The 25743-nt window shown below is 72.8% G+C and carries 28 protein-coding genes; 2 read left to right on the top strand and 26 right to left on the bottom strand.

Annotated features, from left to right (window positions below; all coding sequences use genetic code 11):
* Positions 1-121: 121 nt before the first annotated feature.
* The 20 genes from AB0L59_RS14380 to AB0L59_RS14285 form a co-directional block, all read right to left on the bottom strand.
* A complete protein-coding gene (locus AB0L59_RS14380; protein WP_365582747.1) occupies positions 122-1291 on the bottom strand; it encodes an acyltransferase in 1170 nt (389 codons plus the stop codon).
* Between the two features lie 178 nt (positions 1292-1469).
* Positions 1470-2462 carry an alpha/beta hydrolase gene (locus AB0L59_RS14375; protein ID WP_365582745.1) on the bottom strand — a complete coding sequence of 331 codons (993 nt, stop codon included), beginning with the start codon at positions 2460-2462 and terminating at the stop codon, positions 1470-1472.
* Between the two features lie 289 nt (positions 2463-2751).
* Positions 2752-3648 (bottom strand): alpha/beta hydrolase, encoded by an 897-nt coding sequence (locus AB0L59_RS14370; protein WP_365582647.1) that lies wholly within the window; start codon positions 3646-3648, stop codon positions 2752-2754.
* A gap of 289 nt (positions 3649-3937) precedes the next feature.
* Complete coding sequence (gene kynU, locus AB0L59_RS14365; protein ID WP_365582645.1) at positions 3938-5122, bottom strand: kynureninase; 1185 nt, start codon at positions 5120-5122, stop codon at positions 3938-3940.
* Complete coding sequence (locus tag AB0L59_RS14360) at positions 5115-5963, bottom strand: tryptophan 2,3-dioxygenase family protein (protein ID WP_365582644.1); 849 nt, start codon at positions 5961-5963, stop codon at positions 5115-5117. The genes kynU and AB0L59_RS14360 overlap by 8 nt, the downstream gene beginning before the upstream one ends.
* Positions 5964-6081: 118 nt before the next feature.
* A complete protein-coding gene (locus AB0L59_RS14355) occupies positions 6082-6846 on the bottom strand; it encodes a thioesterase domain-containing protein (protein WP_365582643.1) in 765 nt (254 codons plus the stop codon).
* Positions 6843-7163, bottom strand: a complete 321-nt coding sequence (locus tag AB0L59_RS14350; RefSeq protein ID WP_365582641.1) for a hypothetical protein — start codon at positions 7161-7163, stop codon at positions 6843-6845. The genes AB0L59_RS14355 and AB0L59_RS14350 overlap by 4 nt, the downstream gene beginning before the upstream one ends.
* A gap of 95 nt (positions 7164-7258) precedes the next feature.
* Complete coding sequence (locus AB0L59_RS14345) at positions 7259-8518, bottom strand: MFS transporter (protein WP_365582639.1); 1260 nt, start codon at positions 8516-8518, stop codon at positions 7259-7261.
* A gap of 73 nt (positions 8519-8591) precedes the next feature.
* Entirely contained in the window at positions 8592-8987 is a 396-nt protein-coding gene (locus AB0L59_RS14340; RefSeq protein ID WP_365582638.1) for a carboxymuconolactone decarboxylase family protein, read from the bottom strand.
* Between the two features lie 170 nt (positions 8988-9157).
* A complete protein-coding gene (locus AB0L59_RS14335; protein ID WP_365582636.1) occupies positions 9158-10177 on the bottom strand; it encodes an aldo/keto reductase in 1020 nt (339 codons plus the stop codon).
* 44 nt (positions 10178-10221) lie between these two features.
* Entirely contained in the window at positions 10222-10431 is a 210-nt protein-coding gene (locus tag AB0L59_RS14330) for a tautomerase family protein (RefSeq protein ID WP_365582635.1), read from the bottom strand.
* A 179-nt stretch (positions 10432-10610) separates the two neighbouring features.
* The gene (locus AB0L59_RS14325; protein ID WP_365582634.1) at positions 10611-11462 is read right to left on the bottom strand and encodes a hypothetical protein; all 852 of its coding nucleotides are present in this window, start codon (positions 11460-11462) and stop codon (positions 10611-10613) included.
* A gap of 5 nt (positions 11463-11467) precedes the next feature.
* On the bottom strand, positions 11468-12094 hold the full coding sequence (locus tag AB0L59_RS14320) for a hypothetical protein (RefSeq protein ID WP_365582633.1): 627 nt from the start codon (positions 12092-12094) through the stop codon (positions 11468-11470).
* A 144-nt stretch (positions 12095-12238) separates the two neighbouring features.
* Positions 12239-12562: a YciI family protein gene (locus tag AB0L59_RS14315; RefSeq protein WP_365582632.1), complete on the bottom strand. Its 324-nt coding sequence runs from the start codon at positions 12560-12562 to the stop codon at positions 12239-12241.
* 5 nt (positions 12563-12567) lie between these two features.
* Positions 12568-13326, bottom strand: coding sequence for an AfsA-related hotdog domain-containing protein (locus AB0L59_RS14310; RefSeq protein WP_365582630.1), 759 nt, complete (start codon positions 13324-13326; stop codon positions 12568-12570).
* Positions 13327-13363: 37 nt separating this feature from the next.
* Positions 13364-13639 (bottom strand): phosphopantetheine-binding protein, encoded by a 276-nt coding sequence (locus tag AB0L59_RS14305; RefSeq protein WP_365582629.1) that lies wholly within the window; start codon positions 13637-13639, stop codon positions 13364-13366.
* A complete protein-coding gene (locus AB0L59_RS14300) occupies positions 13633-14409 on the bottom strand; it encodes an SDR family oxidoreductase (protein WP_365582628.1) in 777 nt (258 codons plus the stop codon). The genes AB0L59_RS14305 and AB0L59_RS14300 overlap by 7 nt, the downstream gene beginning before the upstream one ends.
* Positions 14406-15755, bottom strand: a complete 1350-nt coding sequence (locus tag AB0L59_RS14295; RefSeq protein ID WP_365582626.1) for an AMP-binding protein — start codon at positions 15753-15755, stop codon at positions 14406-14408. Before AB0L59_RS14295 ends, AB0L59_RS14300 begins: the two co-directional genes overlap by 4 nt.
* Before the next feature lie 319 nt (positions 15756-16074).
* Positions 16075-16782 carry an HAD-IB family hydrolase gene (locus AB0L59_RS14290; RefSeq protein WP_365582625.1) on the bottom strand — a complete coding sequence of 236 codons (708 nt, stop codon included), beginning with the start codon at positions 16780-16782 and terminating at the stop codon, positions 16075-16077.
* Between the two features lie 54 nt (positions 16783-16836).
* Positions 16837-17529, bottom strand: coding sequence for a response regulator transcription factor (locus AB0L59_RS14285; RefSeq protein WP_365582624.1), 693 nt, complete (start codon positions 17527-17529; stop codon positions 16837-16839).
* Between the two features lie 191 nt (positions 17530-17720).
* Here AB0L59_RS14285 and AB0L59_RS14280 point away from each other — a divergent pair, with 191 nt between their 5' ends.
* Positions 17721-18335, top strand: coding sequence for a TetR/AcrR family transcriptional regulator (locus AB0L59_RS14280; protein ID WP_365582623.1), 615 nt, complete (start codon positions 17721-17723; stop codon positions 18333-18335).
* Positions 18336-18448: 113 nt separating this feature from the next.
* On the opposite strand, the gene AB0L59_RS14275 is transcribed toward AB0L59_RS14280, so the two are convergent.
* Both AB0L59_RS14275 and AB0L59_RS14270 read right to left on the bottom strand, forming a co-directional pair.
* Entirely contained in the window at positions 18449-20080 is a 1632-nt protein-coding gene (locus AB0L59_RS14275) for a hypothetical protein (RefSeq protein ID WP_365582622.1), read from the bottom strand.
* Positions 20077-21168, bottom strand: a complete 1092-nt coding sequence (locus tag AB0L59_RS14270; RefSeq protein WP_365582621.1) for a ScbA/BarX family gamma-butyrolactone biosynthesis protein — start codon at positions 21166-21168, stop codon at positions 20077-20079. The genes AB0L59_RS14275 and AB0L59_RS14270 overlap by 4 nt, the downstream gene beginning before the upstream one ends.
* A gap of 163 nt (positions 21169-21331) precedes the next feature.
* On the opposite strand from AB0L59_RS14270, the gene AB0L59_RS14265 reads away from it, so the two are divergent.
* Complete coding sequence (locus AB0L59_RS14265; RefSeq protein WP_365582619.1) at positions 21332-21943, top strand: ScbR family autoregulator-binding transcription factor; 612 nt, start codon at positions 21332-21334, stop codon at positions 21941-21943.
* Positions 21944-21990: 47 nt separating this feature from the next.
* Here the strand turns inward: AB0L59_RS14265 and AB0L59_RS14260 are convergent, their stop codons facing one another.
* From AB0L59_RS14260 to pyrE, 4 genes are all read right to left on the bottom strand, one after another.
* Positions 21991-22404 (bottom strand): DUF3151 domain-containing protein, encoded by a 414-nt coding sequence (locus AB0L59_RS14260; protein WP_365582617.1) that lies wholly within the window; start codon positions 22402-22404, stop codon positions 21991-21993.
* Between the two features lie 65 nt (positions 22405-22469).
* A complete protein-coding gene (locus AB0L59_RS14255; protein WP_365582616.1) occupies positions 22470-23927 on the bottom strand; it encodes an MFS transporter in 1458 nt (485 codons plus the stop codon).
* A gap of 92 nt (positions 23928-24019) precedes the next feature.
* Positions 24020-25042, bottom strand: a complete 1023-nt coding sequence (gene fbaA / locus AB0L59_RS14250; protein ID WP_365582615.1) for a class II fructose-bisphosphate aldolase — start codon at positions 25040-25042, stop codon at positions 24020-24022.
* A gap of 142 nt (positions 25043-25184) precedes the next feature.
* The gene (pyrE, locus tag AB0L59_RS14245; protein WP_365582613.1) at positions 25185-25733 is read right to left on the bottom strand and encodes an orotate phosphoribosyltransferase; all 549 of its coding nucleotides are present in this window, start codon (positions 25731-25733) and stop codon (positions 25185-25187) included.
* Positions 25734-25743: the final 10 nt, after the last annotated feature.

Genomic DNA, 25743 nt, shown 5'->3' with positions numbered 1-25743 from the left:
GAGGCGGCGGATGCGGCCGGGCTCGGCTCCGGGGGTGGTGGGCGCGGGGGTGGGGGTGGCGCCGGCGGAGGCGTGGGACTGGTCCAGGTCGTGGGGGTCCGCGGGCTTCACGACGTCAACATTAGGCACTGCGCTGGTTCTTTGCGCGGGGCACATGGCGGCTAACCACGTGCGACGTGCGGTGACGGGGGCGGCGGGGGCCCTGTTCGAGGTGGCGGAAGGCCGCCCAGCACACGACCAGGACCAGGGCGAAGACGGGGAGCCAGGCGAGGCGGTACGCCACCCAGCCCAGGGAGTCGGGTGAGGTGTGCAGGCCGGGCAGCCGGCCGGCCGGCAGACCCGTGACCGTCGTCGCCATCATCGCCGTCTGGTGCCAGAGGTAGATCGTCATCGCGGACAGGTTGACGAGGGCCACCGCCGCCCAGAGCAGCGGGCGGGCCATCGCGCGGCGCAGCCGGTCGCGCAGGAGGAGGGCGAGGCCGCACTGGGCCAGGCCGAAGGTGACGGCCGCCAGGGTCGGGGGGTCGAGGTTGGAGATCCGCGCGCCGGGCACGCCGACCATGGACGCCGGGTATCCGGCGCAGGCTATGAGCAGGGCCGTGGCCGCCGTACCGCCGAGGAGGAGGACCCGGGCCGCGCGGCGGCTGTCGAGTTCGCCACGGGTCCAGGCGGCGCCCAGGGTGTACGGGACCAGCCAGCCGGCCGGGAGGTTCAGCCAGCCGAGCCAGGACGGGCCCAGATGCAGGCCGAACCGGAGGAGGTCGACGTGCAGGACGACCGCCAGGGGCCAGAGGGGGCTGAGGCGGGCCAGGAGTGGGGTGGCGGCCGTCAGGGCGACGAGGACCAGGAGGAACCACAGGGGTGACAGGGCCAGTTTGACCAGGGTCTCGACCGTGGCGAGGGGGGTGCCGGTGAGGAGGAGGGCCGTGGCGGTCACCGCCCACAGGCACAGGAGTGCGGCCACCGGGCGGAGGAGGCGGGTCAGGCGGGCGCGCAGCCAGGAGCGGTAGGGGTCGCCTCGGTCGCGGGCGGTGGCCAGGCTTCGAGTCGCCACATGGCCGCCGACCAGGAAGAACACGGCCAGGGTCTGGAACAGCCAGGAGACCGGGGCCAGTTGGGGCATGTGCTGGAGCGGGCTGGCGGTGTGCAGTTGGCCGTCCCGCGCCACCAGCGCGGTCACCAGCCAGTGGCCCAGGACGACACCGGAGATGGCGAACGCCCGCAGGGCGTCCACGGCTCGGTCCCGGGAGGCGGGGGTCGCGGTGTCGATGCGGTGGGCGGCGTGGCGCAGGGTGTGGAGGGCGGTGGCGGGGGTGAGGGGCCTGCGGGTCGCCTTCGGCTTGGTGGGGCGGCGGCTCTCGTGGGGCGCGCTCGCCTTCGGCTGGTGCGGCTGCGGCTGCGATCGAGCAGAGGATGCCGGGGTCGCGTGGGGCGTGGTGCGGTGGGTGGTGGACGAGTTGGCGGCGGGCTCAGGCACGGGTCACCTCCGAGGTCTCGCCGAGGGTGATCCGGGCCAGGTTGGCGAGGGAGACCGAGCCCGGGGTGAAGTAGCCGCTGTGGTCGGCGCCGGCCGCGTCGAAGACCCGGGCGCCGAAGGCGCGGGAGACCGGGTCGGTGCCGAAGCCGACGGTCGTGCCGAAGAGGTCGGCACTGACGTGCGGCACGTCGGCGATCCAGTCCTCGCTGCCGCGGGCCGCCCAGACCCTCGCGCGGGTGTGCAGGGCCGGGACGGAGTCCGCGCCGGTGCCGGGGCTGCCGACGAGGGCGATGTCGTCGGTGTCCAGGCCGGAGGCGGCCCGGCCGCAGACGACCGTGCCGTACGAGTGGCACAGCAGTGAGAGGTGCGCTCGTGCCGGAGCCGCGGCGCGCAGCCGGCGGACGAAGGCGCGCAGGTGAGGGGCGGCTTCGTCGGCACGGCCGGTCGTGGTCACCGCGGGGCTGACGGTGGCGGGCGTGGCGTAGCCGAGCCAGGCGACGACCGCGGTGCGGGTGCCTCGGGCGGCGCGGTGGGCGAGGTCCCCGTACAGGGACGCGGCTGCCCTGTGGAAGCGGTCGTAGGTGTCCAGGGAGGTGTCCGAACCGGGGACCAGGACCGCTATGTGATCCGCGTGGGCGAGGTCGCCGAGCACCTCCGTGGCCTGGCCGGCGCCTCGGCCGTCGAAGGCGAGGAGGTGGCGGGTGGGCGAGGCGAGGGTGCGGTCGGCGGAGGCACGGTGGGCGTCGCCGTGCGCGGCGGCCATCCGGGCGGCGCGGGTGGCGTTGGCGCGGTTGGCGGCGTAGGCCGTCTGCAGGGTCGCCGCCGTGATCGGGGGCAGGGTGGCGGGGGCCGGGGCGGGGATCCGGGGCCGGGCGGCGCCGGAGAGGGGAACGGCTATGGCCGCGGTGAGGACGGTGGCGAGGAGAGCGCGACGCCACGCGCGGGCGCGGGTCGCCTTCGGCGGGACAGGACCTCCCGCCGACATCACCCGTGAGGATTTCGTCGTCGGGTGCGGTAGGCGCTCGTGGGGCGACACAGCCGTCGGCGGCTGCGGGTCCGTGAGCAGGGGATCGTGCTGGGTGCGCCCCATGGTCGGGCTTCCTTTCGGATGCCCGGCCATCGGGCGTGTCCGAGAAGGAAGTTATGGGTCGGCGCCTGTCGTCGGCGTCCCGCCAGGGAGCTGTCTTGCGGGGTAGCTCTCAAGTACTACGGGTATCACCGGGCCGACCCGCAGAGGCGGCCCACGGCCCTCGCCCGGTGGCGGACTCCGGTCCTCACCAGGCGAGTTGGGCGATCTCCTCCGCCACCACGGCGCACGCGTCCGCCGCGGGGTCGATCAGCGGGAAGTGGCCCACGTCCTCCAGCAGCGTCAGGCCCACCACCTCCCCCGCCTTGGCCGCCGCGTCCGCGTACGACTCGGCCACCGCCTGCGGCACCACCAGGTCCGTGCGCCCCTGGACGAGGGTCGTCGCGATCCCCGTCGGGAGGAGCAGGACGGGGTCGGCGTAGGGGCGGCGCTCGGCGAAGCTGTCGTGGCCGCCGAGGAGTTGCAGGCTCGCGTTGCCGCAGACGTCCAGCTTCTCCGCCACGTCGAGGTCCGCGATCGGGGCCAGGGCGACGACGCCACGCAGCGGGGTGGGCTGGTCGGTGCGCCAGGGGGCGTCCGGGGGCAGGACGTGGCGGGCCGCCGCCCACAGGGCCAGATGGCCGCCGGCCGAGTGACCGGTGAGGACGGTGCGGCGCGGGTCGGCCTGCGGGAGCGCCTCACGGACGAGGCCGGGCAAGGCGTCCAGGGCGGCGGCGACGTCCTCGAAGGTGTCGGGCCAGCGGCCGGCCGGCGGGTCGGCGTCGCCGGCACCCCTGTTCTGCCCGGGGATCAGGAGGTCCCCGCCGCGGCGGTACTCGACGTTGGCCACCGCGAAACCCCGGCGGGCCAGGAAGTCCGCGAAGGGGGTGAGGTGACGGCGGTCGTAGCGGGCGCGCCAGGCGCCGCCGTGCAGGACCACCACCAGAGGGGCGGGGGACTCCGCGGCGGTCCGGGGGGCGTAGAAGTCGATCACCTGGTCGGGGTGGGTGCCGTACACGGAGGTGACGTCCGGGTCGACCGGCGGGTGCGAGAAGGCCGACTCCTCTTCAGCGGCGGCGCGGGCCGCCGCGGCGTCGTCCGGCATGCTCCAACCTCTCAGCGATGGAACCTGTTTGGCGTTCCGGCGGACCAGGTGGGGGAATTCGCGTTCGCCGTTGGCGGGACGGTATCAGGCCGGTGACGTGCGGGGACACGGGGATGTGACGGAGGGTGAGGGCAGACGGCTCCGCAGGAGAAGCTGCGGGAAAAGCCATGGGAACGGGCCTGGTGAAAAGGTTGCCCTCCACCGGACCGCGCCCATGGCCCCGGCTCCTCCGCCCGGATCCGGGCCCCTCCGTCACGCCAGTTGCTCCGCCCGGATCCGGACCCCTCCGTTACGCCAGTTCCTCCCCCAGGATCCGGGCCGCCCGCTCGGTCTCGCCGAACGTGACGTACAGCGGGGTGAAGCCGAAGCGGAGGACGTCGGGGTGCCGGAAGTCGCCCACGACACCCCTGGCGATCAGGCGTTCCATCACCTCGCCGGCGTCCGGGCAGCGCAGGGCGACCTGGCTGCCGCGTTCCTCGTGGCGTTCCGGCGTCACGGACTCCACACGCCCCGGTTCGGTGTACTCCCGCACGCAGCGCAGGAAGAAGTCCGTCAACGCCAGGGACTTGGCACGGACGGCGGAGACGGAGACGTCGTCCCAGACGTCCAGGGCCGCCTCCAGGGCCAGCATGGACAGGATGTCCGGGGTGCCCACGCGGCCGCGCGGCGCGCCCGATGCCGGTGCGTAGGACGGGCTCATGCCGAAGGGGTCGGTGTGGGAGTTCCAGCCCGGGAGCGGGGAGTCGAAGCGGGGTTGCAGGTCCCTGCGGACGTAGAGGTAGGCCGGTGAACCCGGCCCGCCGTTCAGGTACTTGTAGGTGCAGCCGACCGCCAGGTCGACCCCGTGCTCGTCGAGACCGACCGGCAGGGCACCCGCGCTGTGGCACAGGTCCCAGACCGCGAGGGCGCCGGCGTCGTGGATCGCCGACGTGAGGGACGGCAGGTCGTGCAGGCGGCCGGTGCGGTAGTCGACGTGGTTCAGCAGCACCGCCGCCGTACGGTCGGTCAGCGCCGCCGGGATCTCGGACGGGGCCGGCGCGCGCAGGGTGCGGCCGGTCAGGCGGGCCGCCGACTCGGCGATGTAGCCGTCCGTGGGGAAGGTGGTCGCGTCCACCAGGATCTCGGTACGGTCCTCGCCCGCCATCCGTACCGCCGCCACCAGCGCCTTGAAGACGTTGACACTGGTGGAGTCGCCCACGACGATCTGCCCGGCCGCCGCGCCGACGAGCGGGGCGATGCGGTCGCCGATCCGCTCGGGCGCGGTCCACCAGCCGCTCTCGTCCCAGGAGCGGATGCGCAGTTCGCCCCACTCGCGGCGGACGACGTCCGCCACCCGGTCGGGGACGTTCGCGGGCAGCGCGCCCAGGGAGTTTCCGTCGAGGTAGACCACCTCGTCGAGGACAAAGCGGGATCTGAGCGGTGCGAGCTCGTCCTGGGCGTCCCGCTTCTCCGCCTCCAGCGCCAGTTCAGACATGGGACCTCGCCGTCCACAGTTCCGGGAACACGTTCTTGCGGGCGCGCTTCTCCAGCCAGGCCACGCCGGCCGAGCCGCCCGTGCCGGGCTTGGCGCCCATCGCGCGGCGGGTGGCGACCAGGTGGTCGTTGCGCCAGCGCCAGACGAGTTCGGCCACGTCGGTCAGCGCTTCGCCGAGGCGGGCGAGTTCCGCGTCCTGGTCGCCGGAGTAGACCGCCGTCCAGGCCTGTTCCACCTGGTCGGAGGGCTCGTAGCGCTGGGACACGTCCCGGTGCAGGACGGACGCCGGGATCGCGTGGCCGCGGCGGGCCAGCAGCCTCAGCACCTCGTCGTACAGGCTGGGCTCCTGCAGCGCCTTCTCCAGTTCCGCGTGGGCGCGCGGGGCACCGCGGTGCGGTACGAGCATGGACGCGGACTTCTCGCCGAGCAGGAACTCCATGCGCCGGTACATCGCCGACTGGAAGCCGGAGCCCTCGCCGAGGGCACTGCGGTAGGAGTTGAACTGTGCGGGGGTCAGCTGGCCGAGCGGCTTCCAGGAGGCGTTGAGGGCCTCCAGCTCCCGTACGGAGCGCTTCAGCGCGGCGATCGCGGTGGGCACGTCGTCCGAGCGCAGGGCGTGCGCCGCCGTCTCCCACTCGTGCACGAGAACCGTGAACCACAGCTCCATGACCTGGGTCGTCACCAGGAAGACCATCTCTCCGGGGTCGTCGGAGAGGGTGTGCTGGAGGTGGGTGAGCACGTCCGCCCTGACGTAGTCCTCGTACGGCGTCGTGCCGGCGAAGTCGAGATGCGGAGTCTCGGGCTCCTGAGTCTCCAAGGACTGCCGAGCCGGTTGGGACATCGCTGTCTCCTGTTTGTTGCTCCGGGTAGCGGTCCGCCCCTGCCGATGCCGGCACGGGGGCCCCGGTCCCCACGGCATCCTGCGCAATCAACCCCGGCGTCCGCAAGGCGGCGGCCCTTCAGGCGAGTGAGACGTGTGCGACGCAACGTGCGAGGTCGGTCGCGATGTCCGCGACCAGTTCATGCCGGTTCGTCCGGTCCGCCAGGTAGAAGTGGCCGCCCGGATAGCGGCGTACGACGAGACCGCCTCGGGTGTGCGCCGACCAGGCGGCCAGCCGGTCCGGCGGTGCCGTGCGGTCCTGCGCGCCGCCGAACGCGGTGACCGGGGTCGAGAGCGGGACCGGCAGCGGGCCGGGCCGCCACTCCTCGACGAGCCGCAGGTCCTCGCGCAGCCGGCGGCCGAAGAGGCGCCACAGGCCCGCGTGTTCCAGGACGGCGCCCGGCGTGCCCCCGGCGGCGCCGGCCCAGCCGCGCAGGTCGGCGTCGGACATCAGGTGCCGCTCGCGCGGGGCGCCGTCCCGCGCTCCGGGCGGCAGCGCGGCCGACACGCCCAGCCAGTGCGGGGCGGCCCCGTCGGCGCCGAGCCGGCAGGCGGTCGCGTACGCGGCCAGGGCACCCATGCTGTGGCCGAAGAAGGCGTACGGCACGCCGTCGAGGCGGGGCCGGATCGCGGCGCGGAAGAGCTCGGCCAGGTCGTCCAGGCCACGCGGCCGGGGCACGGTGACGGCGGCGCCGCGGCCCGGCGCGTCCAGCAGGCAGAGTTCCCAGTCGGCGGGGAAGTGCCGGTCCCAGCCGCCGTAGAAGGCCGCGGAGCCACCCGCGTGGTGGAACAGGAACAGCCGCAGCGCCGGGCCGCCGGGCACCGGGCGCGGCACGGTGATCACCGGATGCTCCGGTGGAGCGCCGGCCGCCGCCATGCCGGCGCCTCGACCAGGCCGGGCACGACGAACAGGGACAGCACGCTGCCCTGCGGGAACGCCCAGGCGTGAGGCGGGGTACCGGGGCCGGCGGGCGGCGTCCCGCGGCCGGCGGGGGCCGAGGCAGACGAGGGGGCGGTCGAGCCCAGGGACCGTACGGCGTGGCGCATGGGGCGGATGGTCAGGAGGGGCGTGCCCGGCTCGGCGGTCGGTCCAGCGGTCGTACCGGCCGTCGCCTCACCCGTCGCCTCACTCGTCGTCTCGGTCGTCGCGATGTCGTGCACGTCGGAACCTGCTTTCTCTCGGGGCGCCGGACACAGCGGGGCCCGTGGCCGGTCGGGGCGGACCGGCCACGGGCCCGGGGAGCGCACGTACCGGTTCAGGAACCGCTGCTCGTGCTCTGCCTGCCGAGGGCGGCGGCGACCAGCGCGGCCGCCGCGAGGGCCGCGGCGATCCAGGTGACGCTGCCGAGGCCGATGTGGTCGACGGTCAGGCCGCCGAACAGCGAGCCGAGCGCGATCGACGCGTTGAAGGAGGTGATGTACATCGAGGAGGCCGCGTCGGTGGCGTCCCCGGCGGACTGCATGACCCAGGTCTGCAGGCACAGGGGCAGCGCGGCGTATGCCAGGCCCCAGACGATCAGCACGGGGTAGGCGACGAACTCAGAGTCCTTCAGCAGGGAGAAGACGACCAGGGCGAGCGTCATCGCGCCGATCGCCGTGAGCAGCGACTTGCGCAGCGAGCGGGCCACGGTCGCGCCGGCGACGAAGTTGCCGATGACGCCGGCGACTCCGAAGACCAGCAGCAGGACGCTGATCAGGTCGGAGTTCAGGCCGGTCTCCTGCTCCAGGTAGGGCGCGATGTAGGTGAAGGCGAGGTAGTGGCCGATCATCGTCAGGGAGGTGACCAGCAGCGCGGTCATGAACGGCGCGTGGCGCAGCAGCCCGCGCAGCGCGGCCAGGTCGGCGCGGCCCTGCGGGGGGAGGGACGGCAGCAGGGTCAGGGCGCCCAGCAGCACCAGCGCGCCGAGGCCGGCCATCGCGAAGAAGGCCACCTGCCAGTGCGTCTGCTGCCCGAGGAACGTGCCGAGCGGCACACCCAGCACGGAGGCGATGGAGATGCCGGACAGCACGACCGCGGTGGCCTTCACGCCGTCCTTCTCCGGGACGAGACGCACGGTGGTGCCGGGCACGGTGGACCAGAACACGCCGTGCCCGAAGCCCATCAGGATGCGGGCGGCGATCAGCACGGGGTAGTTCGGGGCGAGGGCGGTGACGATGTTGCCGGCGACCAGCACGGCCATCAGCACGGTGATCAGCCAGCGGCGGTCGATCCGGCTGAACAGCGCGGTCAGCGGTACGGCGGTCAGGGCGGCGACCGCACCGTAGAGGGTGACGGTCAGGCCGGCGACACCGTTCGAGACGCCGACGTCCTTGGCGATGGGCGGCAGCAGACCGACCGGCAGCAGCTCCGAGGTCACGATGGCGAACACGCCGAGACCGAGGGTGAGCACGGACAGCCAGCGCACCAGCGGGCTGCGGCCGGCGGGGTCGTGGGCGGCCGCGCGGTGGGCGGCGGGCGCGGGACGGGCCGGGGCCTCGTCGTAGGCGTCCCGGAATTCCGTGGGCGAGGTGGTCACGAGATCTCCAAGTCGGGTCCTGGTGGGGGGATCGGGGGTGATCAAGAGATCGGGGGGTGGCGGGCGGGGCGGGTCACTGCTCCGCCGGGGGCAGCACGCGCTTGGCCACGGCCAGGGCGTTCATGACGCGCGGGACCCCGGCGTAGGCGGTGACGTGGGTGAGCAGGGCGACGATCTCGGACCGGGTGGCTCCGGCCCGCAGGGTGGCCCGCAGATGGGTCTCCAGCTGGGCCTCGCAGCCGCCGAGCGCGGTCAGCACGGCGAGGGTCGCCAACTGCCGGGTCCGCAGGTCGAGTCCGGGCCGGCCGACGATGTCGCCGAAGATGTACTCGACGATGGTGTGCCCGAACCGCTCGTCGAGCGGGGCGACTCCGGCGATCACGGCGTCCGGGTCGATCCCGAGACTGCGCATGACCTCGGCACCGTGCGCCTCTCGCTCGCTGACGGTGACGGGGGCCTCGGTGGACATGACGGTTCCCTTCTGCGGGGCTTGGATACGGGTGACGGGTGACGGTCGGCGATGACGGCGACCGGCGAGGGTGGGGGCGTGGGCCCGGGGCGGGGGGCGGAACGGGCCCACGCGGTCCGGGGACCGGATCCGGGAGTCCGGGTGGGACCGGGGAACCGGTGAACGGCGCTCTAGCGGGTGACCGGCATGATCGCTGCGGGGTACCGCTCGCCGACCACGTTCTCCGCCCGGAACGCCCGGTCCAGGGCGTCCAGTTCGTCCTGCTTGAGCTCGACGGCGGCGGCGCCGAGGTTCTGCGCCAGGTACTCCATGCGCTTGGTGCCGGGGATCGGCACGATGTCGTCCCCCTGGGCGAGCACCCAGGCCAGGGCGATCTGGCCCGGCGTCGCGCCGTGCGCCTCGGCGACCGCGGAGACGGTGTCGAGCAGCGGCAGGTTGGCCTCCAGGCTGCCGTCGGCGAAGCGCGGGTTGCCGCGCCGGAAGTCGCCCTCGGGCAGGCTGTCCACGCTGCGCAGGGTGCCGGTGAGGAAGCCGCGGCCCAGCGGCGAGTACGGGACCAGGGCGATGCCCAGCTCACGGCAGGCGCCGAGGACGCCGTCGTCGACGATGTTGCGTGTCCACAGCGAGAACTCGCTCTGCACGGCCGCGATCGGGTGCACGGCGTGCGCCCGGCGCAGGTGAGCCGCGCTGACCTCGCTCAGGCCGATGTGGCGGACCTTGCCCTCGCGGACGAACTCGGCGAGCGTGCCGATGGTGTCCTCGACCGGCGTCTCGCCGTCGAACCGGTGGACGTAGTAGAGGTCGATGGTGTCGACGCCGAGCCGGCGCAGCGAGGCCTCGACGGCCTGGCGGGCGTAGGCCGGGGTGTTGTCGTTCCAGCGCTTGCCGTCCGCGAGCCGGATGCCGAACTTGGTGGCCAGGACGACCTCGTCGCGGCGGCCGCGGACGGCCCTGCCGACGAGTTCCTCGTTGTGACCGCGGCCGTACATGTCCGCCGTGTCGATGAGGGTGGCGCCGGCGTCGAGGGCGGCGTTGATGACCCGGATCGAGCGTTCGTCGTCGGCGGGGCCGTAGTACTCGCCGCTCATGCCCATGCAACCGAGGCCGATGGCGCCGACGAGCGGACCCCCGGCGCCGATGCGGCGCTGCGGGCCGGTGAGGCGGGGGACCTCCACCACGTTCTCTTCCATGGTCTTCTGCTTCCTCACTGGGTGGGGGACTGGTGGCGCGGAGGTCAGCGTCGCCTGCTGAGTTCAGGGAAATCGGGGTCGGAACCGAGCGCGCCGGCCTCGCCCCAGCGGTTCGCCGGGACTTCGCTCAGATAGACGGTGATCTTGTCGAGCGGAAGTCCGAGTACCTTGTGCGTGGTCGCGGTGATTTCCTCGATGAGTTCCTTGGCGGTCTCATCGCTCTGCTCCCACAGAGTGACCTGAATGACAGGCATGGCAGTACCTCCAACTGGTGGAAGAATTTAGTGAGTTGACTCGCGGCCCACAACGCCGCTTTCCGCTACCCCGACGGGTCACCCCGAAGAGGTACGGCGAACGGGCAGGCCAGGTAGGGTGCCCGGACGGGGTGGCCGGACGGGTATGCCCGATCGGCCATCCCCTTCTCCGCCTTTTTTCACCCCGCTGTGGTGGTGAATTCCTGGAAGCTCGGACCCTGAAGTTTCAGCTGCGCGTGAATATCCCCGCCGAGTCCGAAATGGCCGATGGCGCCACCGTAATTCATGCCGTAACTCATCCACAGCAGCACGACGTTCACGATGCGCTTGGGGCCGGGTGCGCCCGGCGCCGGAAAGGGGTTCGGCAGCGTGGCCCGGTAACGGCCCTTTCCGTCCTCGTCGGCCATGAACACGTTCGGCGCACCGAGCGGGCCCGGGCGGGACGGGCCGACGGGGGCCGGCGCCAGGTCGTTCTCCCGCAGCGACATCACGGTGTACATGCTGTCGGGGACCAGACCGGAGAACTCGAAGGAGAACCGCGCGCCGCGGCCGCCGTCCACCAGGGAGACCTCCAGCCACCCCTGCGCCCGCACCCACTGCCCGAGCGTGACGGGCCGGTCCACCCGGCGCCCGTCCTCCGGACGGAAGTCGGGGATGGGCACCTCGTGGAAGGGGTGGCTGGGCCGCACCAGGGAGTTGGCCCCCGGGTTCTGCTCAGGGGCGAACAGCATGGGGTAGTTGTTGACCGGCAGCGGCAGCGGCAGCGTGTACAGCACCATGTCGCGGTCCGCGTCGGTGAGTTGCTCGGGCAGCTCGCGCACGATGGTGTACGGCAGCTGCTCGCCGTGCGGCGGCAGCGGGCTGTCGGCCGAGACGATCGCGCGCCCCCACTCGGAGGTCACCGTGCCGTCCGGGCCGGGCCGGTTGACCCGGCCGATGACGACGAAGTCGCCGTCGGCGTTCATGACCTCGCTGGGCGGATAGGTGGGGCCCTGGGTGGTCAGGCTCAGCTCGTAGACCTTCGACCGCATCCGGCTCAGTCCCCGATCCGCGCGTAGGTCTTGGTGAACAGGCCGCCCTCGCCGCCGACCGGCACGATGTACTTCTCGCGGACCTCCTCGAGGATCGCCTCGTAGGCCGGGGTCTTGTAGATGCCGTTGTGCCGCTCCGGCTCGCAGCTGAACCCGGCGACGAACAGCACGCCGGCGTCGGTGCTGAGCAGCGAGTGGTAGGCCAGCCACACCTCGGACTCGTCGGCGCCGCGGACCGTCTCGAAGATGGTGCGGTCGCGCCAGGCGCGGTACTCGTCCAGCACCGGCGGCTTGACCTCTACCCGGCGCAGCTGGACGTACGGCGTGGCGGGCAACGGGGTGTCGATGTCCTTGGGCGCCTCGACGAACTCCTGCACCTGGCGACGGAAGTCACCGGCCAGGTGCGGGGCGACGGCGTCCCACTGCTCGCGCCACTCCTCGCGCAGCGCGGGGAGCTGGTTCAGGTCGTCGAGCGGGCGCAGCTCCAGCAGCGCGTCGGCGCCCTCGACGGAGCGGTACAGCTGGGCGCCGGAGGGGCGGCGGGCGTGCAGACCGAGCCATTCCTTCGCGGCCTGCTCGGCGGCCTCGGGGCGGACGGGGGCCTCGGTGACGATCAGGAGGGGAGCGGACATGTCTCAACCGCCTTTCGATAGGGGTCTGTTGTCTTTCGGCTGGAGCGTGGGGGTAGGGGCGGGGGGCTGGAGGCGTGGGGCTGGTCGCCTCCACGCGGCGAAGCCGCATGGCGATGCGGCCCCGCGCCCCTTGCGCCGGGTCGGTCACGCCTGTCGAGCGGTCGCCCTCGGCTCCGGGACGCGGACCGGCGAGCGGTCCGACAGGCGGAGGGCGGTGATACGGACGTCCTGCCAGACGCCGCCCGTGTGGAACGGGTCCTCCTCCGCCCAGCGCCGGACCGTCGCGCGGTCCTCGGCACTCAGGACGAACAGGCTGCCCACGGCCGTCTCCCCGTCGTCCGCGACGAGGGGGCCGTACAACAGTGGCCGCGGGGACGCCTCCCCCAGGCGGGCGGAGTGCGCGGCGCGCAGCTCGCGCCGGCGCTCCGCAGCGCCGGGGCCGTCGGTGCAGTGGACGGTCCAGAGCATCCGGCTCACCGCCCGCCCGCGCCGGCGAGGGCGGGCTCGCGTTCGGCGGCCAGCTCCTGCCGCACGGCCAGGCGCGCGGCCATGACCTCCTGCTTCTCGGCGAACCTCAGCGGGATGACGCGGATCTCCGCCTCGAAGACGGCAGCGGTCTCGCCGCCCTGGAGGATGGTCACGGTGAAGGCGAGGGACTCGCCGACCGGAGTCGCCTCCCGCCCGCGCAGCCGGTACTCCACGGTGGCCGGCAGCGGGAAGACGAAGCGGTGGAAGGCGGAGGAGACCGAGCTGATCACGAACCGGGTGGCCGGGCCGGGGTCGAGCAGGAACTGCTCGGTGACCACCGTCCAGGTCTGCCGGGCCGCCTCCAGCAGGGTGACCGCCGGGATGTGCAGCCCCGTGAGGTGGTCGGCGAGCACCTCGACCCGCTCGTCGAGCAGGAGCGGCGCCCGGTACGTGCCCTCGGCCGTCCGCTCGACCGGGCCGATCAGGACGTTGCGCGCGTCGTGCTTGTGGGTGAGGCCCTGCTCGACGTGCGCGGGCACCTCACCCTGACGTATCAGGACGGTGCCGGCGTGCATGGCGGCGAGGACGGACAGTTCGCTGAGCTGGTCGGCGGTCAGGCCCTGTCCGACCGACACCGTGAGCCGCTCCGGCAGGTCCCCGTGGCGCAGCCGGGCGAGCAGCTCCGTCGCGGCGACCGTGCCGCGCTGCGCGAGGAACTCCTCGAACCGGTCGCCGACGACGACCACGCTCTCGTGGGTGGACATCACAACTCCGTTCTGGTCACAGCGGGTTGGGCGGGGGTCAGACGGCGATCGCGGCACTGAGCGCCCGGTCGTAGGCGTCGACGAGGTCGTCGACGGTCCGCAGGTCGGAGACGACCAGGTCCTCCTCGGCGAACGGGTCGACGTCGAGGTCGGTCTCCAGCTGGATGATCAGCCGGGCCAGCAGCAGCGAGGACAGGCCGACGCCGTTCAGCGGCTCGGCGCCGGTGATCTCGCCGTGCTCGACCCCGGCCTCCTCCAGGAGTTCGGTGATGTGCTCGATGACGATGCCCTTGACCGCACCGGGCTTCAGCATGTGATTCCTCCGTCGACGATGATGGTTTGTCCGGTGATGAACGACGACTGCGGAGAGACGAGGAAAAGGACGGCGTCGGCGATTTCCTCGACATCGGCGAGCCGGCCGAGCGGAGTCCGGCGGGCGATGCGCTCGCGGTTCTGCTCGGTGACCTCCGTGGTCATCTCGCTGTCGAAGAATCCGGGCACCAGGGAGTTCACCCGGATATTGAGCGGGCCGAGTTCCCGGGCCAGGCTGCGGCTGAATCCGTCGAGCCCGGCCTTGGTCGCCGAATAGACGGCGACACCCCGGTATCCGCGTACGGCGTTGATGGACGAGATGTTGACGATCTGGCCGCCGCCCCGGTTGCTCATGACCCGGGCGCAGGCCTGGGCGAGGGCGATCGGGGCCGCCAGGTTGCTGGCGAGGAGCAGATCGACCTGCCGGGGCGAGGCGGTCAGGAAGAGCTCCTGTTTGTTCAGCACGGCCGCGTTGTTGATCAGCAGGTCGATGCCGCCGAAGGCGCGGGCCGCGCCGCCCACGAAGGAGCGCAGCGCCTTGCGGTCGACGAGGTCCACGGGCTCCCACAGGAACCGCTCCGGCTGTTCGGCCAGCGTGTCCTTGACGAACTCGTTCGCCGAGCGGCTGAAGGTGGCGACCTTCCAGCCATCGGCCAGCAGCCGCTCGACCAGCAGCCTGCCCAGTCCCTTGCTTCCCCCGCTGACGACGGCGACCTTGCCGGCGCCCGGGCCGCCGGCGCCCGTGTGCGGGGTGTCCTGGACGGCGGTCACACCAGCGACCTGGTCTTCTTGAAGCGGTCGGAGTGGTGCCGCTGGTCCGAGACCTGGACGATCGCCGGGACCTTGAAGGCCTCCAGCTTGCCGGCGCAGTGCGCGCGCACCCGGCGCGCCACGGACCGCTGGTCCTCCTCGACACCCTCGGCCAGCTGCACGGTCGCCTTGACGACCATGCCGGTGACGGGGCTCGGGATGCCGCCGACGGTCACCTCGGCGATCCCGTCGACCTCCAGGACGACGCTCTCGACCTCGCTGGGGTAGACCTTCTCGCCGCCCACGTTGATGATCTCCGAGCGGCGGCCGAGGATCCTGATCCACTCGCCGTCGGTCAGCACCACGTCCTGGGTGTTGAAGAAGCCCTCGTCGTCGAAGGGCGCGGGCGCGTTGAGATAGCCGAGCATCGCCATGTCGGAGCGGATCCACAGCACGTCGTCGACGATCTTGTGCTCGAAGCCGGCGTTGCCCAGCTTGACCCACAGGGTGTCGTCGCCGCGCGACTTGGTGGGCAGGATGCCCAGCTCGGACAGTCCGTACGTCTGCTTCAGGCGCACCTCGGGCAGCGCCTGGGCGAGGCGGCGCAGGGTGCGTTCGGGCATCGGCTCGGTGCCGTAGGTGACCAGCCGCAGCGCGGAGGTGTCGTAACGCTCCAGGACGCCGGAGATCAGCACCATGTTCAGGAAGGTCGGCGTGGTCGGCAGGACCTCCGCGCCGTGCCGCTCGATCGCGGCGAACACCGAGTCGGGCGTGCGCTCGGCCACGGTGATCACGGTGCCGCCCTGGGTGAGGGTGGCCAGCAGGGTGTTGACGCCACCGATGTGGTCCAGGCTGAGGAAGGACAGGATGCGCCGTGCCCTGCCGCCCTCGCCGTAGCGCGCGAGCACCTTGGCGAAGTCCAGCACGGAGGCCTTGCTGCGGCCGGTGGTACCGGAGCTGAACAGCACCAGGCCCGGGCGGTGCGCGGCCCGCAGCCTGCCGTACAGCTCGTGTCCGGCGGTGCGGCCGGTGCGCCGTACGGTGTGCTCGCCGGCGTCGTCGACGGCGATGGTCACCTCGACCTCGGCGACGTCGAGGAACTCGGCGCGCTTCGCCTCCGGGAGCGTGGTCAGCGGGACCACGACGACCTCGCGCTCGATCAGCGCGATCAGGCCCGCGCAGGACCGCGGGGAGTACGCCCCCTCCAGGGTCACCACCTCACCGGGGCGCACCCCGTGGGTGTCGAGCAGCCGGCGCCAGTCGTCGACCATGGCGAGCAGCTGCCGGTAGGTGTACGTGCCGCCGTGGAACACGACGGCTTCGGCGTCCCCGAAGGACGCCATTCGGTTCACCAGAGATATCGTCACACTTCTCTCCTGTGAATTGTTTTCTTTTCACCGCTTGATTCGCCACCGAGCCTAGAGGGCCTATTTGCGGTCCACAACGAGCCTTTGGAGCGCCGATAACGGCAGCTCCTTTCAGGCAGTCGGACAATGGCGTGACCGTGCGGACATTCCTTTTCGGTGTCGCCGAACGGGTATACCGGCACGGGTATACCGGCACAGGCATGCCTGCACAGGTATGCCGGTGCGGTTATGCCGGGGCGGGCATGGCCGTTCGGGCACATGAAAAAGACGGCCGTCCGCGGGAAGCGGACGGCCGTCGGTGGTATTGCCGCGGCCGGGGTTACGCCGGCGCCCCGGCCGGCGCGGGGCCGGTGGCCGCGCTCAGCACGGTCCAGCCGGCCCGCCGCGCGTGCTCGGTGAGCACGGGGTCGGCGCCGACGACACGCGGGGCGCCGACCAGGCTCAGCATCTCCAGGTCGCTGGAGTGGTCGCCGTAGGCGAAACAGTCCTCGGGGCGCAGTCCCAGCCCGGCGATCACCTCCCGTACGCCGAGCGCCTTGTTGGGGCCGATCATCGGGCGCGGTACGGCACCCGTGAGCACCCCGTGCTCGTCGACGGCCGGTTCGCTGCACAGCACCAGGTGCGCGCCCAGCTCCTCGGCGAGCGGGTCGAGGACGCCCCGGAAGGAGCCGGACACGAGCACCACGGCGTGTCCGTCGGCGCGGTGCCGCGCGGCCGCCCGCACGGTGGCGGAGACGAAGGCGTCGGCGCCCCGCCGGTACTCCTCGTACCAGGCACGCCCCGCGGCGAACAGCTCGGCGCGCGGCACCCCGGCGAACCTCCGGTAGTAGGCGCGGTTGATCTCGATACGGTCCACCCCGGCGTCGGCTCTGGCCTTGGTCTCGGCCCACTCGGCGGCGAAGGAGCCGCCGTCGTCGTCGCCGTGTGCGGCCAGCCAGTGACGGCGGAACGCGAACATGCTCTTGACGGTGATCAGCGTCTCGTCGACGTCGAAGAACGCGGCGTGCGTGAACGAGCTGGATTCCATGGGCCTTTCGGTCCTTTCTGACGGTCCGCCAAAGTCCGGATCAGGGAAACGGGTTCAGCCGGGGAGTTCGGCGCGCTCGCCGCCGTAGAGGCCCTCACGCAGGGCGCGTGCCACGGCCGTGGTGCGGTTGGGGCAGTCGAGCTTGGCGAGGATGTTCGCCACCAGGCGCTTGGCGCCGTGCTCGGAGATCTCCAGCCTGCGGCCGATCTGCTTGTTGCTCAGGCCGTCCACCATGAGGTCGAGGGTCTGGCGCTCGCGCGGGGTCAGCCGGGGCAGCGGGCGGGCCGCGGGCGCGCGCCGGGCGGGCTCCAACAGCCGACGGGCGAGCCCGGCCGGCAGCGGCACCTCGCCGCGGGCGACCCGGACCAGCGCGTCGTGCAGCGCGTCGGCGGTCAGCCCGCGCACCGCCAGCACACCGGCGCTGCGCACCGCGGTGACCCGGTCGAGGTCCACCGTCTCCTCGTCGTCGACGAGCAGCAGCACCTTGAGGCCGTCGGGGCCGAGCGCCGCGAGCCGTTCGGCCGTCGACGGGTCGACCTCGTCCGCCGACAGGACCAGCAGCCCGGCGCCCGCGTCCCGGGCCGCCTCCACGGCGCCCGCGGAGTCCGTGTGCGAGCGCAGGCCGCGGACGGCGGCGGCGGACTGCAGCATCCGTTCCACGCCGTAGCGCTGCAGATCGTTCCTGAGGCCCAGGACCACGTCGAAGGCCGGGGCTGCTTCCAGCTGGCTTGTCTCTTGACTCCGCACTGCGGCGATCCCCCTAGGTCACACGCTCCCGGTCGGCGGACTGCCGGCCGTACTCCACCATGCCACAAACAAAATACCTTCGGGAAGGTATCTTATAGCTTGACTCGCGCTCCCCACCGGCGGAAACTCACTCTTAACAAAAGATACCTTTGAGTAGGTATCTTTTCGAGCCATGCCGACGAGGAGGTGGGATGGCCACACAGGACCGTGCACGCCGGACGTACGAGGTCATACTGGACGCCGCTGCGGAGGAGTTCGTCAGTCTCGGATACACCCGCGCGACACTGAACGGGGTGATCGCCCACACCGGCCTCACCAAGGGCGCCCTGTACGGGCACTTCTCCTCCAAGGAGGACCTCGCCCGCACCCTCATCCGGTACGGCGGCACCGTCTGGACCCGTCTCCTCGCCGAGACCCGGGCGTCCCGGCTGGCACCGCTCGCCGCGCTGCGGTCCGTCACCGTGGCGCTGACCTGTGCGATCTGGGCGGACGTGCGGGTGCGCGCGGCGTTCCGGCTGGCGTCGGAGATCCCGGAGGTGCAGGACGGGATGCTGCTGGCGGACACCTGGGCGTTCCTGGTGCACCACGCCGAGCGTGCGCGGGTGGCCGGCCAGATCCGCGCGGCCCACACCCCCGAGTCCGTCGCGCAGCTCCTGCTGTCGATGGTCTTCGGCTTCCAGCACCTCCCCACCGCCCAGCGCGAACAGCCGGTCAGAGAGCGCGTCGAGTCCCTGTGGCGCATCGTGTCACCGGCCCTGCGCCCGGCCGGCGACCGGGCCGAGCCGAGCGCCGCCCACCACCGCTGAGCACCCGGCGGCCACGGAGCGGTGGGCGAGGCCCGGCCCGGCGTCGGCACCCGCCCTGCGGCCCCTACGGCCTCGCGCACCGCCCCGCACCGGGGTGCGGGCGCGTCCCCCGACTACGCCCCCCACACCGCCCGGGCGTACGACCGCGCCGACGGGCCGAAGCGCAGCATCGCGTGCGAGGCGCCCGCCTCGATGTCCCGCCGACGGCGCTGCACCGGGTCGTCCGCCGCCTGGACGCGAGTGCCGCCCGTCTTGAACAGGCGGTCGGCCGCCGCGCCGCACAGCTCCACCGCGGCCACCACGTCCCGCACGTTCTCGGCCACCGCCAGCGGCTCCACACCCCCGCTGTCCGCCCGCTCCGCCGCGGCCCGCACCAGCAGCTCCGCCGCGCGCAGTTCGCCCGAGGACCGGGCCAGCACGTCCTCCGTGCGGTCGCAGGTCGGCGCCGAGCCGATCCAGTCCGCGAGCGCACCCCGTGCCGCGCCCACCAGCGGTGCCGCGAACATCAGCGCCGCCACCAGCGGATACGGCACGCTGTGGCAGCGCGCCGCGTCCGCCGCGCGCGGCCGCAGCAGCGCCTCGCGGGCGACCGTGCGGTGCGCGGGCACCCGGACGCCGTCCAGACGCACGGTGTTGCTGCCGGTGCCGCGCATGCCGAGGGGGTGCCAGGTGTCGAGGACGGTGCAGTCGTCGGCGGGGACCAGGAAGAGGCGGGACACCGCCCCGCCGGGCTCCTCGGCGAGGGCGGCGAGCAGCACCCAGTCCGCGAAGTCGGCCCCGCTGACACTGGGCCACTCCCCGGCCAGCGCCCAGCCGCCGGGCACCGCACGGGCCCGGACCACCGGCGGGGCGACACCCGCGGCGATGCGCACGTCGGGCGAGGCGTGCCACAGCTCGTGCCGGGCCGGCTCGGGCAGATAGGCGGCGATCCGACCGTGCGCGGCGAAGAGCGTGGCCACCCAGGCCGCCGAGGTGCACCGCTCGCCCACCCGGGCCGCCGCCGCCGTCAGGGACGTGAACGAGCCCGCCGTACCCCCGTGTTCGATGGGGACGAAGTGCCGGTTGAAGCCCGCCCGGCCCATCTCCGCGACGACGTCGGCATCGAGCCGCCGCCGCACATCGGCCCGCTGGGCCCGCGCCCCGGCGAGCCGCGCGAGTCGCGCGATCCGGGCCCCGGCATCCGAGTCCTGGAGCGTTCCGGCCTCTGACCCCACCCCCACCTCGGCGGCGGTCGCGGATCCGGCCTGGCCGACGGCCGCACCTCCGCTCTCGACGGCGGCCGCAGGTCCGACCTCGGCGGCAGTCGTGCCTCCGGCCTCGGCGGCGGTCGTACCTCCCTCCTCGGCGGCGGCCGCAGGTCCGACCTGGACCACGGCCGCACCCCCGCCCTCGGCGGAGCCCGCAGGTCCGACCTGGACCACGGCCGCACCTCCGCTCTCGGCAGCGGCCGCAGGTCGGGCCTGGGCGGGAGTCGCCGATCCCGCCTGGACGACAGCCACACCTCCGCTCTCGGCGAAGGCCGTGCTGCCGGCCGGGACCACGGTCGTGCCTGCGGCCGGGGCGGTCGTGCGTTCGCGCTGGACAACAGCTGTGCGTCCAGCCGGGGCAGCGGTCGTGCGGCCGGGCCGGGCCGCCGTACGTCCCGACCGGGCCACGGTCGTGCGTTCGCGCTGGACGAGCGTCGTACGTCCGGCCGGAGCAACGGTCGTGCGCGCGGTCGGAGCAACGGTCGTGCGGCCGGTCATGCCGCGGCCTCCGCGCGATCGGCGAGAAACGTTTTTCCTGGGCCGTCGGCGCCCAGTGCCGCCGAAAGCCCGGGAGCCATCCGCGCGGTCGGCCACTCGGCCCACCGCGCCTGGCCGGTGGCCACCACCGTGTCCCCCTGTACCGCCTGGAGGACCAGCCCCGGGCCGCCGGCCGCGTCGGCGGAGGGGCGCACCTCGATCCGTACCGGCACGTTCAGCTCGCAGAACGCGGCGAACGTCACGCTCCCGCCGGACAGCACCCGCCCCTGCGGTGCCCCGGCCGCCCGCGCGGCCTGCCGGAAGGCCTCCAGCAGCAGCATCCCTGGCACGTGGTCGCTGGGGTGGTCGAAGTACGAGGGGTGCCGCTGGTCCACCCGCAGCGCCCAGACTCCGCCAGGCTCGTCCTCCCCGCCACCGAGCCGGGCCACCACCACGTCCGGCTCCCGCTCGCGGCCGACCCGTTCGGGCGCCTCCACGACCGCGCCGGCCGGCAGCGGCGCCGACGGCACCTCGCCCGCCCGCGGCACGGGGGCCCCGCCGAGTCCGCGCCGGCGCACCGCGGCGTACCGGGTGGCGTGCACGGCCTGCCAGGACACGCTGCCCGCGGCACGGACGCCGCCGTCGGCCAGCAGCCGGGCGTCGAGGCTCATGGCGGTGCCGCGCGGGCCGCGGCGCCCGGTCTCGCGGCACTCGACCTCCAGGAACACCGCCTCTTCGGGCTCGGCGGGGCCGAGGCCGCCCGAGGCGAGGTCGAAGTCCAGGTCGCAGAAGATGAAGGGGTGCTCCAGGGGCACCCCGTAGAAGCGGTGCGAGAGGTAGATGGCGGTCTGCCGCAGCATCTCCACGAACAGCGTAGGATCCACCGCCGGCCCGGCCGGACCCGGACGGAACGGCGCGTGCCCGGCGGGCCCGCGGACCGCGAGGTGGAAGTGTCCGTGGCCGACGCGCACCGCGTCGGTCAGGAGCACCTCGTCCTCGGACGTCTTGTGCACGAGCCGGCGCGGAACGCTCCGCTCCAGCCCGGGCCCGCCCGCCTCGTCCCGCCGCGCACCCCCGTGCACGTTTACCGTCCATACGTCGACACTCATGACTCTCCCCCAGTGAGTTGGATGAAGCAGACGCAGAGCACACGTGTCGGCGAGCCCCTCGCGGAGCCCGCCCGGGAAAGAAATATACCTTCGGGAAGGTATATTTCAACGGGAATCCTTGAGACCCTTGAACGACCAGAGTCCGTCAGAAAGGCTGCACAGGATGACCACCACGGGGCACCGCACGCTGAAGCAGGAGCGCGCCGTGCGCACGCGCAAGCAGGTGCTCGACACCGCGGCCGAGCTGTTCGCCGAGCGCGGCTACGCCGGAACGTCGGTCGTCGACATCGCGGAGCGCGTCGGCATGACCAAGGGCGCGGTGTACTTCCACTTCAAGAACAAGGAAGCCATGGCCGTGGCGGTGGTCGAGGGCAACTACCAGCTGTGGCTGGACATCCTCAAGGAGGTGCGTGCGGAGGGGCTCGACCCGCGCGAGACCATCCTGCAGCTGCTGGACCGCACCACCGAGGCGTTCATCGGCGAGCCCATGGTGCAGGCGGCCACCCGGCTGCAGTCCGAGCGGTCGCTGATCGGCGCCCCGCTGCCCGAGCCGTACGTCGGCTGGCTGAAAATGCTCACCGACCTGTTCGAAGAGGCCGGCGAGGCGGGCCAGTTGAAGGAGGGCGTGAGCCCGCGTGCCGCCGCGCACGTCGTGGTCGCGTCCTTCTACGGCGTCCAGCACGTCTCCGACGTGCTGCACCGCCGCGCGGATCTGATCGACCGCTGGCAGGAGCTGCGGGCCATCACCCTGGAGACCGTCCTGCCCCGGGCCTGAGCCGGGGCCGGCCGTCCGGCGGGCCCCGGTCGCATGCGGTACGGCGGTCAGCCCAGGGTCTGGGACGCCGTCGGCGAGGAGTCCTTCAGGAACTGCGCGCAGCGCTCGTACTCCTCCTGCTCGCCGATCGCCTGCGCGGCGCGGGCGAGGGCGTGCAGGGCCCGCAGGAAGCCGCGGTTGGGCTCGTGCTCCCAGGGCACCGGGCCGTGACCCTTCCAGCCGTTGCGGCGCAGCGCGTCCAGTCCGCGGTGGTAGCCGGTGCGGGCGTAGGCGTACGACTCCACCACCGCGCCGCGCTCGAACGCGTCGTCGGCCAGCTGGGCCCAGGCGAGCGAGGAGGTCGGGTACTTGGCGGCGACGTCCGCGGGGGCGGTGCCGTTCGCGAGGAGTTCGCGGGGCTCCGGGTCGTCGGGCAGGTGGGTCGGGGGCGGGCCGCCCAGGAGGTTCTCATGAATCGTCATGAGGTCCAGTTTCGCGCACCGCACGGCCTCCTGCGCCATGCCGGTGTCATGTGCGGGCACGGTTCCTAGCCGCCCCGCCGCTCCCCCTCCAGCGGCGGAGTCGTCACGTTGCCGTGGGTGCGGCATTCCGGGTGGCGGCACTCGGGGGCCGGGCTGCGGACCAGGGCGAAGGCGAGGGCCGCAGCCAGCACCAGCACCCCCGCGCAGATCGGCATCGCACGACGGAACGCCGCGTCGAAGGCCGACGGAACCCGGTACGCCTCGGGCCCCATGCCCGTCAGCAGCGGCAGCGCCGCGACCGCGATCAGGCCCGCCGCTCTCGCCGCCGCGTTGTTGATGCCGCTGGCCAGGCCTGCCCGGGCGGCGTCCACGGAGGCGAGGACCGTCGCGGTCAGGGGCGCCACCAGGGTCACCATGCCGGCGCCCATGACCAGGAGGGCCGGAAGCACGTCGGTGGGATAGTCGGCGCCCTTGCCCACCCGCAGCATCAGCAGCATTGCCGCCGCGCACAGGAGGGGGCCGACCGTCAGCGGCAGGCGCGGCCCCGTACGGTCCGCAAGGGCCCCGGAGCGGGCGGAGAACAGCAGCATCAGGACCGTCGTCGGCAGCAGGGCCGTACCGGCCGCCAGGGGCGAGTAGCCGGCCACCACCTGGAGCTGGAGCGCGGTGAGGAAGAAGAAGCCGCCGAACGCCGCGTACACACACAGGGTGACGAGGTTGACCGCCGTGAACTGGCGCGAGGCGAAGATGCCCGGCGGGAGCATCGGGTCCGGACGGTGCCGCTCGACCAGGACGAAGGCCACCGCCGCCGCGAGGCCCGCTACCCCGCTCAGCGTCACCGCCACGGTGCCCGCCCTCGCCTCGATCAGCGCGTACGTCAGCAGGGCCAGGGCCAGGGCGCCCAGCGCCGCGCCGAGGACGTCGAAGCGGGCGTGCTTCCCGCCCTCCCGCGACTCCGGGACGTGCCGCAGGGCCACCGGCACGCACAGCAGCGCCAGCGGGACGTTCAGCAGGAACACCCAGCGCCAGCCGGGGCCGGCCACCAGCCATCCGCCCAGGAACGGGCCGACCGCCGCGCCGATCCCGCCGAAGCCGGACCACAGGCCGACGGCTCGGCTGCGGTCGTCGGGGTGGAAGGACGACTGGATGATCGCCAGCGAGCCGGGGGTCAGCAGCGCGCCGCCGACGCCCTGCAGGGCCCGCGCGGCGATCAGCATGGCCGGGTTCAGCGAGAGGCCGCACAGCAGCGACGCCGTCGCGAACCACACCACGCCGACCACGAAGACCTTCCGGCGGCCGTAGCGGTCCCCCAGCGAGCCGCCCAGCAGGATCAGCCCGGCCAGCGTGACCATGTACGCGTTGACCGTCCACTGCAGAGCGGACAGGCTGGCGCCCAGATCGCGGCCGATGCGCGGCAGCGCCACGTTGACGACGGTCGAGTCCAGCAGCGCCATGCTGGATCCGAGGATGGTGGTGAGCAGGATCCACTTGCCCTGGGGTGAGGCCAGCCGGACGTCGGGCATGTCCCCAGGTATACCGCCGGGGAGAAGGAAATGCGGCGGGCCCGGCGCAGGAAACAGCCGCCGGGCCCCCGGAGGAGGAACGGACGTACCGCTTACTTGATCTTGTTGCCCGCCGAGCGCAGGTTCTGCGTGGCCTCGACGACGCGCGCGGCCATGCTCGCCTCGGCCAGCTTGCCCCAGGTGCGCGGGTCATAGGCCTTCTTGTTGCCGACCTCGCCGTCGACCTTCAGGACGCCGTCGTAGTTCTGGAACATGTGGGCGGCGACCGGGCGGGTGAAGGCGTACTGGGTGTCCGTGTCGAGGTTCATCTTCACGACGCCGTTGTCCAGCGCGGTCAGGATCTCCTGCTCGGTGGAGCCGGAGCCACCGTGGAAGACGAAGTCGAACGGGGAGGCCTTGCCGAACTTGGCGGCGACGCCGTCGCTCAGCTCCTTCAGCAGGTCGGGACGGAGCACGACGTTGCCCGGCTTGTACACGCCGTGCACGTTGCCGAAGGAGGCGGCCAGCAGGTAGCGGCCCTTCTCGCCCAGGCCCAGGGCCTCGGCCGTGCGGATCGCGTCCTCGACCGTGGTGTACAGGGAGTCGTTGATCTCGTGGGAGACGCCGTCCTCCTCGCCGCCGGTGGGGGTGATCTCGACCTCGAGGATGATCTTCGCGGCGCGGGCCTGCTCCAGCAGTTCCTGCGCGATCTGCAGGTTGTCGGCGAGGGTCTCGGCGGAGCCGTCCCACATGTGGGACTGGAACAGCGGGTTGAGACCGGCCTCGACACGCTTCTTCGAGAGCGCGAGCAGCGGACGCACGTACCCGTCGAGCTTGTCCTTCGGGCAGTGGTCGGTGTGCAGCGCGATGTTCACCGGGTACTTCTCGGCGAGGATGTGCGCGTACTCGGCGAGGGCGACCGCGCCGGTGACCATGTCCTTGCTGTACTGGCCGCCGAGGAACTCGGCACCACCGGTCGAGATCTGGACGATGCCGTCGCTCTCCGCCTCCGCGAAGCCGCGCAGCGCCGCGTTCAGGGTCTGGCTCGAGGTGACGTTGATGGCCGGGTAGGCGAACTTGCCTGCCTTCGCCCGGTCGAGCATCTCGTTGTAGACCTCGGGGGTTGCGATGGGCATCTGTCCGCTCCTTGTGTTGCGGGTTGGCTTCCGTGCGTTACGGCCCTGACCTAGACCTTGGGGGTGACGTCGTCGTCGGCCCCATCTTTCCAGACACGGGGCGCTGGTCGGCGCCCCGCCAAGTCCAGGACACCGGGGCGTGTCAGTCCAGACCCAGTTCATCCTTCGAGAAGGCGAAGCGGTACGGAACACCCGCGCCGGCCTCGATCTTCTCCGCGGCACCGGTGGCCCGGTCCACGATGGTCGCCACGGCGACGACCTCGGCGCCGGCCTCGCGCACGGCCTCCACGGCGGTCAGCGGGGAGCCCCCGGTGGTGGAGGTGTCCTCCACGACGAGCACCCGGCGGCCCGTGATGTCCGGGCCCTCCACGCGCCGCTGCAGGCCGTGCGCCTTCGCGGCCTTGCGGACGACGAACGCGTCCAGCCGCTTTCCCCGCGCGGCGGCGGCGTGCAGCATGGCCGCGGCGACCGGGTCGGCGCCCATGGTGAGGCCGCCCACCGCGTCGAACTCCAGGTCCGCGGTCAGATCCAGCAGGACCTGGCCGACCAGCGGGGCGGCCTCGCCGTCGAGGGTGATGCGGCGCAGGTCGACGTAGTAGTCGGCCTCCAGACCCGAGGAGAGGGTCACCTTGCCGTGCACCACGGCCTTGTCCTTGATCTGCTGCAGCAGCTCGCCGCGTACATCCGTCATGGCAGCCAGC

This window comes from Streptomyces sp. NPDC052109, assembly GCF_040680195.1.
In the GTDB taxonomy this organism is placed as follows: domain Bacteria; phylum Actinomycetota; class Actinomycetes; order Streptomycetales; family Streptomycetaceae; genus Streptomyces.
Note: the sequence above shows the minus strand (reverse complement) of the source record. Positions and strands in the feature narration are given on the sequence as shown.